This window comes from Paenibacillus sp. FSL E2-0151, from assembly GCF_037993015.1.
Taxonomy (GTDB): Bacteria; Bacillota; Bacilli; order Paenibacillales; family Paenibacillaceae; genus Paenibacillus; species Paenibacillus amylolyticus.
Map to the genome: position 1 here is coordinate 6,855,651 of NZ_CP150308.1, position 14,882 is coordinate 6,870,532.

General features: G+C 45.2%; 18 protein-coding genes and 1 pseudogene. 6 read left to right on the plus strand and 13 right to left on the minus strand.

Annotated elements, in window-relative coordinates; genetic code table 11:
• Positions 1-125: 125 nt before the first annotated feature.
• The 3 genes and pseudogenes from MHI55_RS30370 to MHI55_RS30380 all read right to left on the minus strand — a co-directional run.
• A pseudogene (locus tag MHI55_RS30370) lies at positions 126-221 on the minus strand (dehydrogenase); the annotation flags it as partial.
• Positions 222-401: 180 nt separating this feature from the next.
• Complete coding sequence (locus MHI55_RS30375; protein ID WP_340388081.1) at positions 402-1,559, minus strand: glycerate kinase; 1,158 nt, start codon at positions 1,557-1,559, stop codon at positions 402-404.
• Positions 1,560-1,562: 3 nt separating this feature from the next.
• Positions 1,563-1,997 carry an Lrp/AsnC family transcriptional regulator gene (locus tag MHI55_RS30380; protein WP_036671743.1) on the minus strand — a complete coding sequence of 145 codons (435 nt, stop codon included), beginning with the start codon at positions 1,995-1,997 and terminating at the stop codon, positions 1,563-1,565.
• Between the two features lie 161 nt (positions 1,998-2,158).
• Here MHI55_RS30380 and MHI55_RS30385 point away from each other — a divergent pair, with 161 nt between their 5' ends.
• A complete protein-coding gene (locus MHI55_RS30385) occupies positions 2,159-2,620 on the plus strand; it encodes a VOC family protein (RefSeq protein WP_340388083.1) in 462 nt (153 codons plus the stop codon).
• A gap of 91 nt (positions 2,621-2,711) precedes the next feature.
• Here the strand turns inward: MHI55_RS30385 and MHI55_RS30390 are convergent, their stop codons facing one another.
• Positions 2,712-3,266, minus strand: a complete 555-nt coding sequence (locus tag MHI55_RS30390) for a hypothetical protein (RefSeq protein ID WP_340388085.1) — start codon at positions 3,264-3,266, stop codon at positions 2,712-2,714.
• A 96-nt stretch (positions 3,267-3,362) separates the two neighbouring features.
• Here MHI55_RS30390 and MHI55_RS30395 point away from each other — a divergent pair, with 96 nt between their 5' ends.
• Positions 3,363-4,280 (plus strand): phosphatidate cytidylyltransferase, encoded by a 918-nt coding sequence (locus MHI55_RS30395; protein ID WP_076252010.1) that lies wholly within the window; start codon positions 3,363-3,365, stop codon positions 4,278-4,280.
• Positions 4,281-4,595: 315 nt separating this feature from the next.
• Here MHI55_RS30395 and MHI55_RS30400 read toward each other — a convergent pair whose 3' ends face one another.
• Both MHI55_RS30400 and MHI55_RS30405 read right to left on the minus strand, forming a co-directional pair.
• Positions 4,596-5,168: a hypothetical protein gene (locus MHI55_RS30400; RefSeq protein WP_340388087.1), complete on the minus strand. Its 573-nt coding sequence runs from the start codon at positions 5,166-5,168 to the stop codon at positions 4,596-4,598.
• Positions 5,169-5,345: 177 nt separating this feature from the next.
• On the minus strand, positions 5,346-5,723 hold the full coding sequence (locus tag MHI55_RS30405) for a LysM peptidoglycan-binding domain-containing protein (protein ID WP_340388089.1): 378 nt from the start codon (positions 5,721-5,723) through the stop codon (positions 5,346-5,348).
• A gap of 304 nt (positions 5,724-6,027) precedes the next feature.
• Here MHI55_RS30405 and MHI55_RS30410 point away from each other — a divergent pair, with 304 nt between their 5' ends.
• From MHI55_RS30410 to MHI55_RS30425, 4 genes are all read left to right on the plus strand, one after another.
• Complete coding sequence (locus tag MHI55_RS30410) at positions 6,028-7,092, plus strand: trifunctional transcriptional activator/DNA repair protein Ada/methylated-DNA--[protein]-cysteine S-methyltransferase (protein ID WP_340388091.1); 1,065 nt, start codon at positions 6,028-6,030, stop codon at positions 7,090-7,092.
• A 65-nt stretch (positions 7,093-7,157) separates the two neighbouring features.
• Positions 7,158-7,325: an isocitrate lyase/phosphoenolpyruvate mutase family protein gene (locus tag MHI55_RS30415; RefSeq protein ID WP_340388093.1), complete on the plus strand. Its 168-nt coding sequence runs from the start codon at positions 7,158-7,160 to the stop codon at positions 7,323-7,325.
• A gap of 16 nt (positions 7,326-7,341) precedes the next feature.
• On the plus strand, positions 7,342-7,932 hold the full coding sequence (locus MHI55_RS30420; protein WP_340390660.1) for an isocitrate lyase/phosphoenolpyruvate mutase family protein: 591 nt from the start codon (positions 7,342-7,344) through the stop codon (positions 7,930-7,932).
• A 50-nt stretch (positions 7,933-7,982) separates the two neighbouring features.
• Positions 7,983-8,501 (plus strand): hypothetical protein, encoded by a 519-nt coding sequence (locus MHI55_RS30425; protein WP_076329362.1) that lies wholly within the window; start codon positions 7,983-7,985, stop codon positions 8,499-8,501.
• Positions 8,502-8,662: 161 nt separating this feature from the next.
• Here MHI55_RS30425 and MHI55_RS30430 read toward each other — a convergent pair whose 3' ends face one another.
• The 7 genes from MHI55_RS30430 to MHI55_RS30460 all read right to left on the minus strand — a co-directional run bounded on the left by MHI55_RS30430 (position 8,663) and on the right by MHI55_RS30460 (position 14,732).
• Positions 8,663-9,361 (minus strand): hypothetical protein, encoded by a 699-nt coding sequence (locus MHI55_RS30430; RefSeq protein WP_340388097.1) that lies wholly within the window; start codon positions 9,359-9,361, stop codon positions 8,663-8,665.
• Complete coding sequence (locus MHI55_RS30435; protein ID WP_340390661.1) at positions 9,358-10,152, minus strand: ABC transporter ATP-binding protein; 795 nt, start codon at positions 10,150-10,152, stop codon at positions 9,358-9,360. The genes MHI55_RS30430 and MHI55_RS30435 overlap by 4 nt, the downstream gene beginning before the upstream one ends.
• A gap of 77 nt (positions 10,153-10,229) precedes the next feature.
• Positions 10,230-10,610 (minus strand): GntR family transcriptional regulator, encoded by a 381-nt coding sequence (locus tag MHI55_RS30440; protein WP_036611682.1) that lies wholly within the window; start codon positions 10,608-10,610, stop codon positions 10,230-10,232.
• Between the two features lie 99 nt (positions 10,611-10,709).
• On the minus strand, positions 10,710-10,880 hold the full coding sequence (locus MHI55_RS30445) for an aspartyl-phosphate phosphatase Spo0E family protein (protein ID WP_340388099.1): 171 nt from the start codon (positions 10,878-10,880) through the stop codon (positions 10,710-10,712).
• Positions 10,881-11,120: 240 nt separating this feature from the next.
• A complete protein-coding gene (locus MHI55_RS30450; protein WP_340388101.1) occupies positions 11,121-12,503 on the minus strand; it encodes a transcriptional regulator in 1,383 nt (460 codons plus the stop codon).
• Between the two features lie 273 nt (positions 12,504-12,776).
• Positions 12,777-13,694, minus strand: coding sequence for an aldo/keto reductase family oxidoreductase (locus MHI55_RS30455; protein WP_076213731.1), 918 nt, complete (start codon positions 13,692-13,694; stop codon positions 12,777-12,779).
• A gap of 147 nt (positions 13,695-13,841) precedes the next feature.
• Complete coding sequence (locus MHI55_RS30460) at positions 13,842-14,732, minus strand: diacylglycerol kinase family protein (RefSeq protein WP_340390662.1); 891 nt, start codon at positions 14,730-14,732, stop codon at positions 13,842-13,844.
• Between the last annotated feature and the right edge of the window lie 150 nt (positions 14,733-14,882).

The following is a 14,882-nucleotide window of genomic DNA, read 5'->3' on the forward strand; positions in this document are numbered from 1 at the left end:
GAGCAAATAAAAGGAAAAAGATCCACCCTGTAGTACAAAAATAGGATAGATCTCAATTTTTTTCGCCAAAATTCATCATTTTATTTTAAAAAAAGTATTCTTCGGGACCTATATAGCTCCGACTCTTAAATCAAGGTGTACCCGCCATCCACATACAATGTGCTGCCCGTCGTGAACGTATTGGTCATCAGATACGTAACTGTATGTGCAATTTCTTCATTGTGCCTTCAAGGGTAAAAATAACGCGAACGACGCGACTTGAACGACAACTATACAATGGAACTTCACAGCAAAAAAGACGAGAGACAGATCACCTGATATCAGGCATATCCGTATCCCGTCTTTGTCACATCACATTTCAATCCGCAATCCGACCCTATACGATCCAGATGGTCACTGACCTAAGAAAGCAACCCCAGCTTCAGTACTCTTGCAATATTCTCGGCGGTACGTTCCACATTCTCCGGGCCTTCTCGCAATAGTCGATCCAGATCTGCTGCCCCAGGCACAATACCAAATATGGCATCGATGCCTTCCGCGTAGAGGGTGTCAATCCCTTCGCCCACACAACCTGCAAGGGCAATCACAGGTTTACCTGCTTCCTTGGCTGCCCGAGCAACACCATAGGGGGTCTTGCCAAATTTCGTTTGGAAGTCGATACCGCCTTCACCCGTAAATACCACATCCGCAGCAATCAACTTTTTACGCAACTCAGTATATTCAATGACAATCTCAATCCCTTTACGTAATACAGCCTGTGTAAAAATCAAGAGTCCTGCGCCCAATCCACCAGCCGCTCCCGCTCCTTGTACATCTCGGATATCTTTGTGTAGCTGCCGTTTCACTACATCTGCATAATGGGACAGATTCGCATCCAGCTGTTCAACCATCTCTGGGGTAGCCCCTTTTTGTGGTCCAAACACCCTTGATGCGCCATGCTCCCCACATAGGGGATTGGTCACATCACAGGCCACAATGAACTCCACTTCTTGCAAACGCTCATCCAGACCAGATACATCAATCTGAGCCAGTTGATCCAGAACCCCGCCACCACGCGCAAGCGGACGACCCTCTGCATCCAGAAACTTCGCACCAAGCGCTTCAGCCATGCCAGCCCCACCATCGTTGGTCGCGCTACCACCAATACCAATGATGATCTTGCGTATGCCAAGGTCCAGACATGCGCGAATCATCTCGCCTGTTCCATAGGTTGTCGTCCGGAGCGGGTCCTGGGTGTCCTTGGTAACCAAGTGGATGCCGCTGGCCGATGCCATCTCGATGGCCGCCGTTGTTCCGCCACCCAGAATGCCATACTGCGCAGTGACTGTCTGGCCCAATGGTCCGCTCACCTCGTGCTGGTGAAGGACGCCGCCGGAAGCGTCCACAAGGGACTGCACCGTACCTTCTCCACCATCTGCCATAGGTACATGAATATAGTCTGCCGTCGGATATATTTTACGCAACCCTTTTTCCATCGCGATACATACTTCTTTCGCTGTCATGCTTTCTTTGAACGAATCCGGTGCCAGAACAAATGTCTTCTCTCTAGTCTCTCTCATATCTTAAAGAAGAACACGGTTTTCCATAATATTTTTCATGCTGATATGGGATTTGGAGGGTCCCAGCTTCACCAGTGAATCCTGAAATTCGGCAAGTTCTTCAATGGACGCCGTCTGTACCTTGATCAGATAGTTATACTCACCGCTAATCCGATAGACATCCGTGACTTCGATAGCCTGTTCACAGAACTGGACCAACTCGTCGCAATGCTCTGTTTTGAGCAAAATAAATGTCGTGGTTCCACGGTTCAATTGGGCTAGATTATAGATGGTCGAATATCCCGTTATTACACCTCTCTCCTCCAGTTTCAGAATTCTTTCCTTAACCGAAGGTTGGGACATGTTAATTTCTTTGCTTATCTGTGCAACGGGGATACGTGCATGATGTTGCAACAAGCGCATAATCTGCTGATCGATTTCATCTATCATGTGTTCCATTTGCAAGACCTCCGAGTCGTCGACTTATTTAATAAGGTTTCCCTGATAAATTAGCTAAAAATAGTTAGATTTTATCTCATTATATCCTTTGATATTGTATGGTTCCAATGCGTTATCAACCCTATAATTTAGAATACAATCTGAAGAAGGAGCGATGTAATGTGAGTGTTATTGGACTTGCACATGTAGCCATTCAGGCTCGTAATTACGAAGATACTCTGGCGTTTTATACAAAAGTATTGGGATTCAAGGTCGGTCACTCCTGGAGTTTGCCTTCCTTCCACATTACCGAGGCATGTATGCTGATCTCTCCGGATCAGCGCACCTGTATTGAGGTATTTGATCCAAAAGCCGTCATTCCCGCCGAGGGTGAACCTGCCACCTCGCCTGAAGCGGTCCGGCACGGCGCACTGTTACATTTCGCCTTTTACGTGCATGATGTAGAAGATATCTATCAGCGAGCGCTCGCCTATGGAGCCAAGGCCTACGTTGAACCGGATTGGATATCGCTTGGCGAACCTGCACTTCGGGTTAGAAATGCGCTCGTCCACAGTCCGAATGGTGAAGTGATCGAATTCCTTGAAGAGGTTAATTTCGACCGATCCTCACCATCATCTACATGAAGTACACAAACAGCCTGTTGCCTCGTTATCCGTGGCAGCAGGCTATTTCATGATTGGATTTGCTTGGCAAGCACCAGCACACACACCTACCCTACTCTTGCTCTGCATTCCCCAGCGTATACTCACTTAGTTTCCCTTCATAAACCAGTTGCAATCGTTCACTCTGGCGAAAATCATTCGGTGTCACCAGCGCAGGCAGCTTGTTCCACAGTTTGATTCCCGAACGCTGCAGAATCTCAGCTACAAATTGGGAGCAGAAGTAGGAGTTGCTGAACTCCACCGGTTCCTTGAGTGTAATGCCGATCACGCCGAGCAGATTGTACATATATTTCTGGCGGCTGCGGATGAAGATGTGCAGCACACGTTTCATCTTTTCCACTTCACGATCCGTCACCTGAAGCTTGTATATGACACATGTGGTATTGGGATACTTGCTGTATGTACCTGTCTGAATATTTTCCTTCACAAACCCGCCATTCAGCGGATTGCTCGGATGCTTGCGGCCGAAGCTGTACAGCTCGGTTAACTCCCGGTCAAATGAGATCGATGCGTGATTATATGGCGCTCGGGTATAGCTCTGAATAACCTTGGTAAACAGCGTTCCTGTATTCGTAAGCAGGATATAGATGGAGCGTTCATCTGTCATAGCAAAATTTCCCCTTATCAAGTTGGCACTATTCCTTCATAATAACATAGGTACCCTATAATGGAATCTTACTTTGAATAAGCAGGTGATCGGTACGTGAGCAGTTCACTCTTTACACTAACGTTAATCTTCACAGCTTTACTTGTGATACATATCGTGTACAAAATTATTGCAAAGCTTCAGCCAAGCAAAGACTATTCAGGCATCGGCCAAAAAATCAAAACCTGGTGGGGTATGTTTGTGATTTTCTGCCTCGCCACCCTTTTTAACCCCATTGTGTCCCTCATCTCCCTCATGGTGCTTGCATTCTTCTCACTCAAAGAATACTTCTCCATGATTCGCAGTACACGCAAAGCCGACCGCAGACTGTTCCTGTGGGCGTATCTGGCGATTCCGGTTCAGTTTTACTGGATCTACATTGGATGGTATGGCATGTTTATCGTGTTTATTCCCCTATATGTGTTCCTGGTGCTGCCCTTGCCACGCCTGATTAACAAAGGTACGGTCGGTTTCCTGCGCAGTGTCAGCTCCACACAATGGGGACTAATGCTGATGGTGTTTGGACTGAGCCACCTGGCCTATTTCCCATTTGCCTCACCGGAGTACGGCTCCAAGCTGGTGCTGTTCTTGGTCGTGCTAACACAGCTTAATGATGTGGTGCACTATCTGGTCTCTCTCTATCTGGGCAAACGAAAAGTGGTGCCTACCGCCAATCCATTTGTCACCTGGGAAGGGTTTGCGTGTGCGTTTATTGTAACGACAGCTACGTCTTATTTCATCCATCCCTACCTGACGCCATTTGATTGGAAATTCTCGCTGTTCATCGGAGTGTTGATCAGTCTGGCCGGATTCTTCGGTAGTCTGACGGTGTCTGTACTGAAGCGCGATCTGTTAATCGGGGATGACAACAAGTTCGATTCGCTCAAAAAAAGCTACCTGAGCCGAGTCGACAGCCTGACCTATACCTCGCCGGTTATGTTCCACGTGGTCCGTTATTTCTTTGACTTTATGTAGCAACTATATAAATTGAACTAAAAAACAATATTTACACTTGCCACTCCGATGACAAAACAACCTTCAGATCGCTGTTATCCTCCGATTTTTTTAATTACTTTTTAAAGGTGAAAATCAGGGTATAAAGGCGAACGCTTTGCTTCTTCTGGTTATTTCTGTCCTCTACGTTCTAGTGTAAATCTTCAGTTCAATCTTTATAGATGTAGCGACAGATAGATCGGCGAGCTTGTAATTATATATGTCAAAAAAAGCAGCCCAAGTGGCTGCTTTTCCTGTTCAACAGGCTCTAGATGGAGCCTTCATGATATGCCTACGCTACTTCAACGTAATTTCTTTCTCGGACATGATTTCGTTCCCCTCATCATTTGTGAAGACAAATGTCGCTTTGCCCCGCTCGCCCTTCATCTCATCCGAATAGATAAAGCCGGAGAATTGTCCATTGCCGCTAAAGTAAAACCCCTCTTCACCATTTCCACCATGTTCAATGGCTTCCTGTAGTGAATTCACAATCGTCACCGTGTTAGACGTCCACCGCATCTCCGTTAGTGTATACCCCTTCGGAACCTGTTTAATTCCGAAATCAAAGCTGTTACCCTCGCTCGGTTTCTCCGACTGGTCAATGACGATATCAATCTTCTCAGACGGTTCAGTGGATTCCGATTGAGCCGTAGGCTTGCCCTCATCACCACTGGCACTGCCTTGGCTATTGTTATTCTTCGCATCCGCATTCGGTACAGAGTTTTCTCCAGCTTCCTCTACAGGTTGCTTCGATTCCGGATAGGCATGTTCCTGAACCGATTCACCACTAGTGCCACAGGCACTGACGAATAGCGAAATACAGAGCACAGACATGCAAAGTGCAGATTTCTTTATATTTATTTTCATCATCTAATTCTCCCTTCATCTATCTACAGCACGTATATCCAACACACCACTTACTAATCACTACACCATATCGTCCCACATGAAGCTCCATTATATGTAAATGATTAATAAATTCAGTATGTAACTGCACCTCGATGAGTAAAAAAAGAACTCTGTTCATGACGTCATGCACTGTTTAATTTATCGATCAAACCCAGGCAAGACCAACACTTGTCCAATCTGAATGGCGTTATGCTCGATTTTGTTCACTTTCTTGATTACTTCTACATACACACGAGTGTCCATCTGCTGAGGTTTATGTGCCAATGAAATGCCCCACAGTGTATCTCCCTGAGATACAACGATCTGGTCCCCCGACAACAATTGCTCATCTCCGGCAAATGCAGTGAATACAGCACTACACCCTATGATTATAATTAGAGTTATAGTGACGATCTTCATTAGCCAGGTTGGCGTCTTCACACGCTGCATGAATTGACCTTTAACATACATGGTGCGAGACTCGGACGTTTTGGTATAAACGGATTCATAAATACTTTTGTACGTAGAATATCTCATTCTATTCGACCTCCAGACTTTCATTCCACTAATCTTTAATTTCATGTTTACCTATGTATTTTTCCTATAACAATGAATTATCAATAACTCACTTTTTCACTATATAGGTATCTTTGCCTAAGTAACCCTACCCTGATAGGTCTATACTACCAGTTCACTCTAAACAAATTCTGAACAACCGAATTTAAATGTTATATCAGATTCAATTTATCCAATATTCATGCCTGATTTTCGGCGATGCTTGCTGCAACGTTTTTCTATAATAGGTATAGATAAAGATTCTAATGAGTAAGGACGTGCCCCCATGATTTCTGCTGATCTGAAGGAACAATATTACGAGGCGCTTGTGGCCAAGGATTCGGAATACGAGGGTTTATTCTATGTTGGAGTCCGAACCACAGGTGTGTTCTGTCGTCCCACATGCCCTGCGCGAAAGCCAAAATTCGAAAACTGCGAATTCTATGAGACGGCTCAACAGGCACTTCTGGCCTCTTATCGCCCTTGCCAGCGCTGTCGCCCGCTCTCTCACCCCAACCAAGTATCCGATGTGGTTCGCATATTAGTGGAAGCTGTGGAGAAAAATCCGGAGAAACGCTGGAAAGGACAGGATTTCAAGGCCCTCTCCATCGACGAATCCACGGCGCGCCGACAATTCAAGAAGCGGTTCGGCATGACCTTTGTCGAATATGCTCGCGCTCGCCGCATGGGACTTGCCCTGAAAAATATTAGCTCCGGCCGCACCGTGATTGATAGCCAATTATCTACCGGATATGAATCAAGCAGCGGCTTCCGCGATGCCTTTTCACGGATCATGGGTGCCGCCCCTACACAAGTCGATGAAGGACATATCCTAAAAGCGTCCTGGATTGACACCCGCCTCGGCCCGATGATGGCCATTGCAGATGAGGAGTCGCTATATTTACTGGAATTTGTGGACCGCAGAGGTCTGGAACGCGAAGTTGAGCGTCTGCGCAAACGAACCAAATCAGCGATTGTACCCGGCACTACAGCTCCCATCCAGTCCATTGAGCGTGAACTAAACGAGTACTTTCAAGGTATTCGGACAGCATTTGACACACCGTTGTTCTGTTTAGGAACACCATTCCAAAAGCGTGTGTGGGATGAGTTGCTGGCCATTCCGGCTGGTGAAACGAGGTCATATCAAGAGATTGCAAATGCACTGGGAAAACCGACTGCTTGCCGAGCTGTGGCACAGGCGAATGGAGCCAATCAGCTTGCGATTGTGATTCCATGTCACCGTGTAATCAATGCCAGTGGTGAGTTGGGCGGATACGGCGGGGGATTAACTCGCAAAAACTGGCTTTTGACTCACGAGAAACAGAGGCAGGAACAGGATAGCTGCGAATAACGGAATGAAGTACGCATCAAATGTCCAAAGGAATGCATGATATAACAAAGGAGAGTCAACATAATATGAGTACCTTAGAAGAAAAAGCAGCGTTGTTCCAACAATACCATGTGAAAGGAAAACCACTTGTTCTGGTCAATGTATGGGATGCCGGAAGCGCACAAGCCATCCAATCCGCTGGAGCAACGGCCATTGCTACCGGAAGCCTGGTCCGTTGCTGCGGCCCACGGTGAACGCGATGGTGAAGCCATGCCATTCCATCTGGTGCTTGCCAATCTCGCACGGATTACAGCGAGCGTGGATCTGCCTGTAACGATCGATATAGAGGGAGGGTATGGGAGGTCTGTGTCAGAAGTGAAGCGAAATATCCTGCAAGTCATCGATCATGGTGCTGTAGGAATCAACATTGAAGATCAACTTCCCGCTGGCTTGGGATTGTACACTGTGGAGGAGCAATGCCCGAGATTGTCCGCCGCCCGGGAAGCTGCGCAGCAGGCAGGCATCCCGTTGTTCATTAACGCCCGCACAGATATTTTTCTGCAACATGCACCTGAACACCATAACCACTCTCTCCTGGAGGAAGCACTTATACGTTCGAGCCATTATGCAGATGCAGGAGCCAGTGGTCTGTTTGTACCCGGTTTGCAGGATCACCAACTGATTCAGGAATTGTGTGAGCGTTCACAGCTGCCAATTAACGTTATGGTTACGTCTCCTGAGCCTTCACCAAAACAGCTTGCCACACTGGGTGTAGCACGTGTAAGCTATGGGCCATATCCCTATCTGCAAGTTATGGAACACCTGAAAGAACTGGGGAGAAACATTTTATCGGGAAATTAACAGGAGGGCATGTTATAATCACCTCTATTGAACATTTACAGGAGGCAATTATGCTTAACGTGGAACAAAAGCTAGAAGTGCTACAATCGTATCCCCAACTGCAACGCAAAGATGTTTCTCTCGGTCGAGTTAATTTCCACTACGAGGATAGTGCGTATGATAAAAAAATTGTTGCTCTCCATATTCATCCTAACGGAAACGGTTATATCTATGCAGGGCTACTGCCTAACTATGAGACCGATGCTAAAGGATTCGTCAATATTCGTGATTACTCCGAAGCAGATCTGCGCACATTGTTAGATGAAACGATCCAAGCGATGTCTCACAATCCCAACGCAGTTGAATTCGAAGAGCCAGAACAAGTAAAAGCTACTGCTCCTGTATTGTCTACAACCTCTACGGGTGGCGGAACGTGGATCGATGAAGATGGACATACGCTGACTTTAAAATACGAAGATGACATGTGGTATGTATATTCCGGTGATAATCTGGATATGGCTTTTGAGTCACGTAGCGAAGCCGGCGAGTACCTCAAAGACGAAGGATTCAAACCGCAGGCTCAAGCTTAAGGGATGCACCTTCATTTGGAATTACGTATAAAGATTGTTGAATAGGTGAATCCAATGATTTAGGATGATACAAAAAACACGAGGCGTGTTCGCACTCGTGTTTTCTAATTTCGGAGATTTCGCTTAGATTCCTTGCCCAGTTCCTTTATAACTGTTTCCTGTCAGTCTTTTTTGGATTTCATAGTAAGCGGCGCATTCTTCATCATCGGGTACGTAGATAGAAGTAGCGCACCACCAATACATCCCAGAACGGTGAACAGTGTCATCATATTCACATTCGCAAACCACTTCATCCACTCCCCAAGATCTGCGAAGACAACGATCAGAGTGATCATTAGGCCTACCCCAAAGAACATAATGAAGAAGTTACGCATCCCCAAGCGCATCCAACAAACCGTTGGGAAGACAGAGATTCCCAGTACGAGAAAGCCGCTCATCAGATCGATCCACAGGTAGGATAAAAAATGATATTTGTTTGAATACAACATGCCTGGTTGATAAAGGGTTACGTCAACAATTCCTTTTTCCTGAAGCAGGTGTATGAGGAAATACGCCACATGCAGAATGACCATGGTGCCTGCAACCATCCATACCGAGTTCATATAGAAGGATTTCATGAATTGAATTCGTGTACTGCCCATACCAATCGCAACCGGAAACAGTGTAATCATTCCCCCGATGGCAAACGCACATATCCCTCCGTACATGGGACCAAACAGTTGCGTAGCATACGAGACATCAAATATGAAGCCAATGGCCAGATATACAACGGCGAGCATTAGAGCGATGGATGAAAATATGCTCAGAAACAAACGCATATCATCGCGAATCAGTCGGTTCGTACCTTTTACTGCGTTCATGGTTTAACCCCCTCTTGATTACGGGTCCTGTTAACCAAATAATCTTGTAATGTCGCTTTCTCAATGGAAAGCCCCTGTGAATGAGCGATATCCTTCCACATTTTCGAGTAGGGCTCATCAATCATCACTTTTACAGTTGATCCCATCTGGGAAGACTCTATAACTTTAACACCTGCTGTAACTCGGTTAATATCATCAATTCCCCCTGTTAGAAGAACTCCTTTTTCGCGTATCTCTTCCATCGGTTGATTTAACAACACCTCTCCGGCTTGCAAAACGATAAGGGACTCACATAAAGGCTGAATCTCCTCAATATGGTGGCTGGATATGAGAATCAGACGCGGGTTATCTTCATAACTTTCCAGTAGCGCATTATAGAAGAATTTACGCTTCTCAGCATCGAGTCCATTGGTGGGCTCATCCAGAATGGTTATCTTTGCATTACTGGCAAGACCCAATATAATCTGGGCAGCAGTCTTCATGCCTTTCGAAAATTTAATGATCTTTTTCTTCGTCGGTAGTTCGAACACATCGATTAAACGTTCCGCCAAATCCTGATTCCACTGCGGATGAAAATATTGTCCCATTTGAACCATGTCACTAACTGTCCAATTTTTCCCCAGGGGATGATTCTCCTGGATGTAACACAGATGCTCTTGGGCAGCCAGATTATTATAGGGGTCTTGACCCATGATCTGAACGGTTCCACTGTCCGGGCGGTTATGCCCTGCAAGTAAACTCATCATGGTTGTTTTACCCGCTCCATTTCTTCCCCAGATTGCACTAATGATTGGCTCACTCTCATGTAGCGTAACCTAGTTCAGCACGGGCGTCTTCTGGTAGCTGTAGTTGACCTGCTCCATATGAATCATAACTCACTCTCCTTATCCTTCTTGCCACGAATCAGATCAATGATCATGTCTTCATTCATGTGAATCCGTCTGGCTTCTTCAAGTAAAGGCTTGATGTATTCTTCATAAAAATCTTGCTTCCGTTCAACGAGCAATGCTTCTCTTGCTCCCTTTGCAACAAACATTCCAACACCTCGCTGTTTGTATATAATCCCCTTGTCCACGAGTTCCTGCAGTCCTTTGCGGGCTGTAGCCGGATTGATATTGTAGAAGCGTGACAGTTCATTGGTTGAGGGAACCTGTTCTTCCACCTTCAATCTGCCCTCCACAATATCGTCCATAATCATCGTAGCAATCTGATGAAAAATAGGCTGAGATTCATCCAAAGTCGATTTCATGTGCTTCCAACTTTCATACGTATTCATTGGTCAGTTAGTCGGTTAGTTACTCATGCAACTAACTATAGTATACAAAAACGAAAATGTAAATAGGCGAACTTAATTCATCTCCTTTCCTACCTTGACTCTGTTGTATTGATTAATAAGCCCGTCCAGGACTACGGATTGCTGGATCACTTCCGGATGAAGCAGACTGCCGTATTCCATATGCATGCGATATAACAACTGTCTGGCATCTTCGATCCGTGATATCAAATCCAGGCGATCCATAGTATCCCTCCTTTTTGTCATATTTTAGTGTATTATGCCAATCATAAGCGCATGTGAGATACGACATACTTATTCTTCCACTTTGATACACAAAAAAAGAACGCTTCTGAATAACTCAGAAGCGTTCTTTACTTTCATTAAGTTCCAAATCCATGATCAGCGGGTCTCATAATTTCGGGGTTCGGGATTTCCTTGCCTGGGACAGGTTCCGTAGCAGGGGCTACGATGAATACAACGATACTACAGGTAGCTATCAGCAAAGCCAACTTTCTCTTCATTGAGTTTCTGCACCTCACTAATTATCATTTTGTATTGCTGTTTCGCCGTCTCAGATGCAAATTCCCGATATTGCTCGAACAGTCCGACACCTCTAAGCATACCTCGTCCACTGCTAATTTCAATAGAAAATTTTAAACTATCTAGCACAAATTCTATACCTAAATGAAACTCGTCTTTCTTTAAATAATATGCACCCAAATCTGCTAAAAGTCTTAAATATCGATCATCCGTAACCTGACTGCTCACTTTGCCAATTCGGTTACTCTGTTCCTGATAAGTGAAGTACGATTCATACTGTTTGAGAACATGATCAATATCCTTATCATAACGATTAGCCGCTGTTACAATATCACACAGCGCTGGGAATATCTCATTTTCCTTCGTTGAGATATACGCCAGATAATCAGGTAACACCTCAAAATGACCGCCCATTAAATGATATATATATCGATTTGCTTCAGCCCATTCCTGAAACTGATTCATAACAACGATTTCATCTTTATCCGGGTTCCTCACCCAGCGATTATCCGAATATAAAGAAACATATTTAAGTGCCCCAGTGTAGTCTTTCAAATGATAACAGGCACTTCCTGCAGCTAGATCGGAGTACAGAATATAGAAGACAATTGGTCTTTTGGTCTCTTCTTGTTTCCTTCGGCCATTCATCTCATAATGGATGGACGCTTTTACTTTCAATTTTTCAGATAACTCCTGAACCTTGTTCCATCTATGCAATGCTCCAAATGCATTAATTAGTTCGTTAAGCGCATCCAATTGATAGCGCTCATCCAGCCGATCCACATAATATTCGAACCGGGCTGCGATAATCAGATTCCGCTGCTGATCATTGGTCAGTCCCAATCTGAACAGCCGATACTGACAGAGTGCAAGCCGCTCGGAATGTTGCATTTTCTCGCTTTCAGCAATGTTTTCATATAGAAGAATGGCCGGTTTGAATTTACCCGCTTGGAAGAATTCTTCAGCCACATCAAATAATAAAGGAATATAGGATAGATTATCCATCATCAGACGAATAACCTCTTCAATACAGTCCAACTTGTCCAACTCGGCACAGCGATGAAGGAAGGGTCCCAGTCTTCGCCAGTCCGGGGTCGCGTGTACGAAACACTCATCTATGTATAACTCATAGAAGTAACCTTCTTCCAGTCTCATGGCGGAAGTAATGCGATCCAACTGCTGCATGGCAATCGGCCGATTTTTATTCAAAATATTGCTGAGCGTACCCGAATTAATCCCTGACGTTTCCGAAAAATGACTAATGGACATCTGTTCACGCTTCAGATAACTTTCCAAGTGATCGCGTATCGTGGTTGTCGACTCCAAACGAACACCACCCTCCAAAATAAAAAAACACAAACAGGATTATCGGTATGCAAAAGTAATTATATGTAATTAGAAAGTATCGGTCAATATAATAATTTCAACTAATTTGTATTAAAACCATTTTAATCCTTTTATAAAACAGACACTCCTATCTTTATTTTATATCGAAAACGCGCCTGACATCAAACCTGAAAATAGACAAAAAACACGAGCCATCTACGGGCTCGTGTTCTCAACTGACTCAGCAGTCATCATGCTCACTATAACTTGGATTTAAGGCAGTATGTTACCTGCCGCACGGTAAATTTCATACCACTCTGGACGAGTGAGATGAACATCTCCTGCTTTTACACAGTCTTGCAGACGTTCAATATTCATCGTGCCTGTCACAGGTTGCATCTGCGCAGGGTGACGAAGCAACCATGCGATTGCAATCGTTGTATTGCTCACGTCATACTTCGCAGCAATCTCGTCAATCTTTGCATTCAATTCCGGGAACTTGTCGCTACCCAGGAATACACCTTCAAAGAATCCGTACTGGAACGGGGACCACGGCTGAATGGTGATATCATGCAGACGACAGTAATCAAGAATGCTACCGTCACGGTTAACCGCGGCATCGTTCTCCATGTTCACATTAATGCCACTGTCAATCATCGTGGTATTGGTAATACTCATCTGCAACTGGTTGGCTACCAGTGGCTGTTTCACGTATTTTTTCAACAATTCGATCTGGTTCGGATTCTGGTTAGATACCCCGAAGTGACGCACTTTACCTTCGCGCTCCAGTTGATCAAAGGCTTCCGCCACTTCCTCCGGCTCAACCAATGCATCAGGACGGTGCAACAGCAGAACGTCAAGATATTCCGTTTTCAGACGTTGCAGGATACCATCCACCGAATTCAGGATGTGCTCTTTGGAGAAATCAAACATGCCTTTGCGGATACCGCATTTGGATTGAAGAATCATATTTTCACGAACTTGGGGATTCATCTGTACTGCTTCGGCGAAGATCTCCTCACATGTTCCTGTACCATAAATGTCGGCATGGTCAAAGAAATTTGCGCCAACCTCCATTGCAGAACGAACAAAATGTTCGGCTTCCTTACCGTCTAGTGAATTAATCCGCATGCAGCCCACCGCGACTACAGGTACTTCTAGTGCACTGCTGCCCAATTTAATCGTTCTCAAGATGTTTTCCCTCCATATTCGAATATTATCGTGTATCTTACCTTTGATTGTGACATATATCTGCAATCGGTTTCAATAGCTTTATCCTACATTCATATGGAGAAATGATAGGTTCTTCATTTCAGCCTATAGATCCAAAAGAATAAACTATACTTCTTCCGGTACAATGACCTCAATATGCCTTGGCAGGACACGGATATGAATCGGCAGGGCAGGACCTTCTTCCCCATCTACATTAGTGCGAATGGCTTCGTCTGAGCGAACATGAACTTCTTTGGCTGTAAAATAGTCCACGTCCTTATGGTCTTTCAGACTACCAAATAACAGGGAGGTGCCCAGGGTCAGACTGTTGAACACACTGATATTACGAACAACAAAACAATGTATCAGACCATCGTCCACCTCTGCATCCGGGGACAACTTCTCGAATCCTCCGACCGAGTTGGTCAGCGCCGCCAGAAAAAGTGGCGATTCCCCCTCCCAGAGCTGTCCGTCATATTCGATGGTTAGATGATTGGCTGGTGTATTCACCAGGTCTTTCAAGCCTTCTTTGAGATATGCGAATGATCCCAACTTCGACTTTTCTTCCGAGGATACGGAGAACAAAGCTTCTGCCAAAGAACCTGCAGCCACAACGTTGGCAAACAGGCGATCATTGATTTTCCCCAGATCCACGATATGGGTCTGATTCGAACGTAACTGCCTAATGGCTTCTTCCGGGTCAAGCGAGATATTCAGCGCACGCGCAAAATCATTCACCGTACCTAGCGGTATAACGCCTAATCGGGGACGATGATCCTGATCCATCATGCCGTTAATCGTCTCATGCAGCGTACCGTCGCCTCCGATGGAGATGACCAGATCACAGCCGTCTTTGCAGGCGCTCAGACAGTAGTTGGTGGCATCACCTTCCCCGGCCGTCTCATTAACCACCACCTCATACTGCTGTGACTCCAGAATTTCTCTGACTTGGGACACATACTGCTCGGCCTCTTCCTTACCTGACGATGGATTACTAATGATCATGGCTTGGCGCATACTCACATCTTCCCCTCCAAAATGGCATCTTTACTTCATCTTTACCCGTTTCAAGGGTGGGTTGAATAGGGTCTGCGGGAGATGTTTTATTTTTTTTGATAAACATGTCTCTGAAGAGTGCAGAGCAGGGTTTGTTTCATATAGAATAGA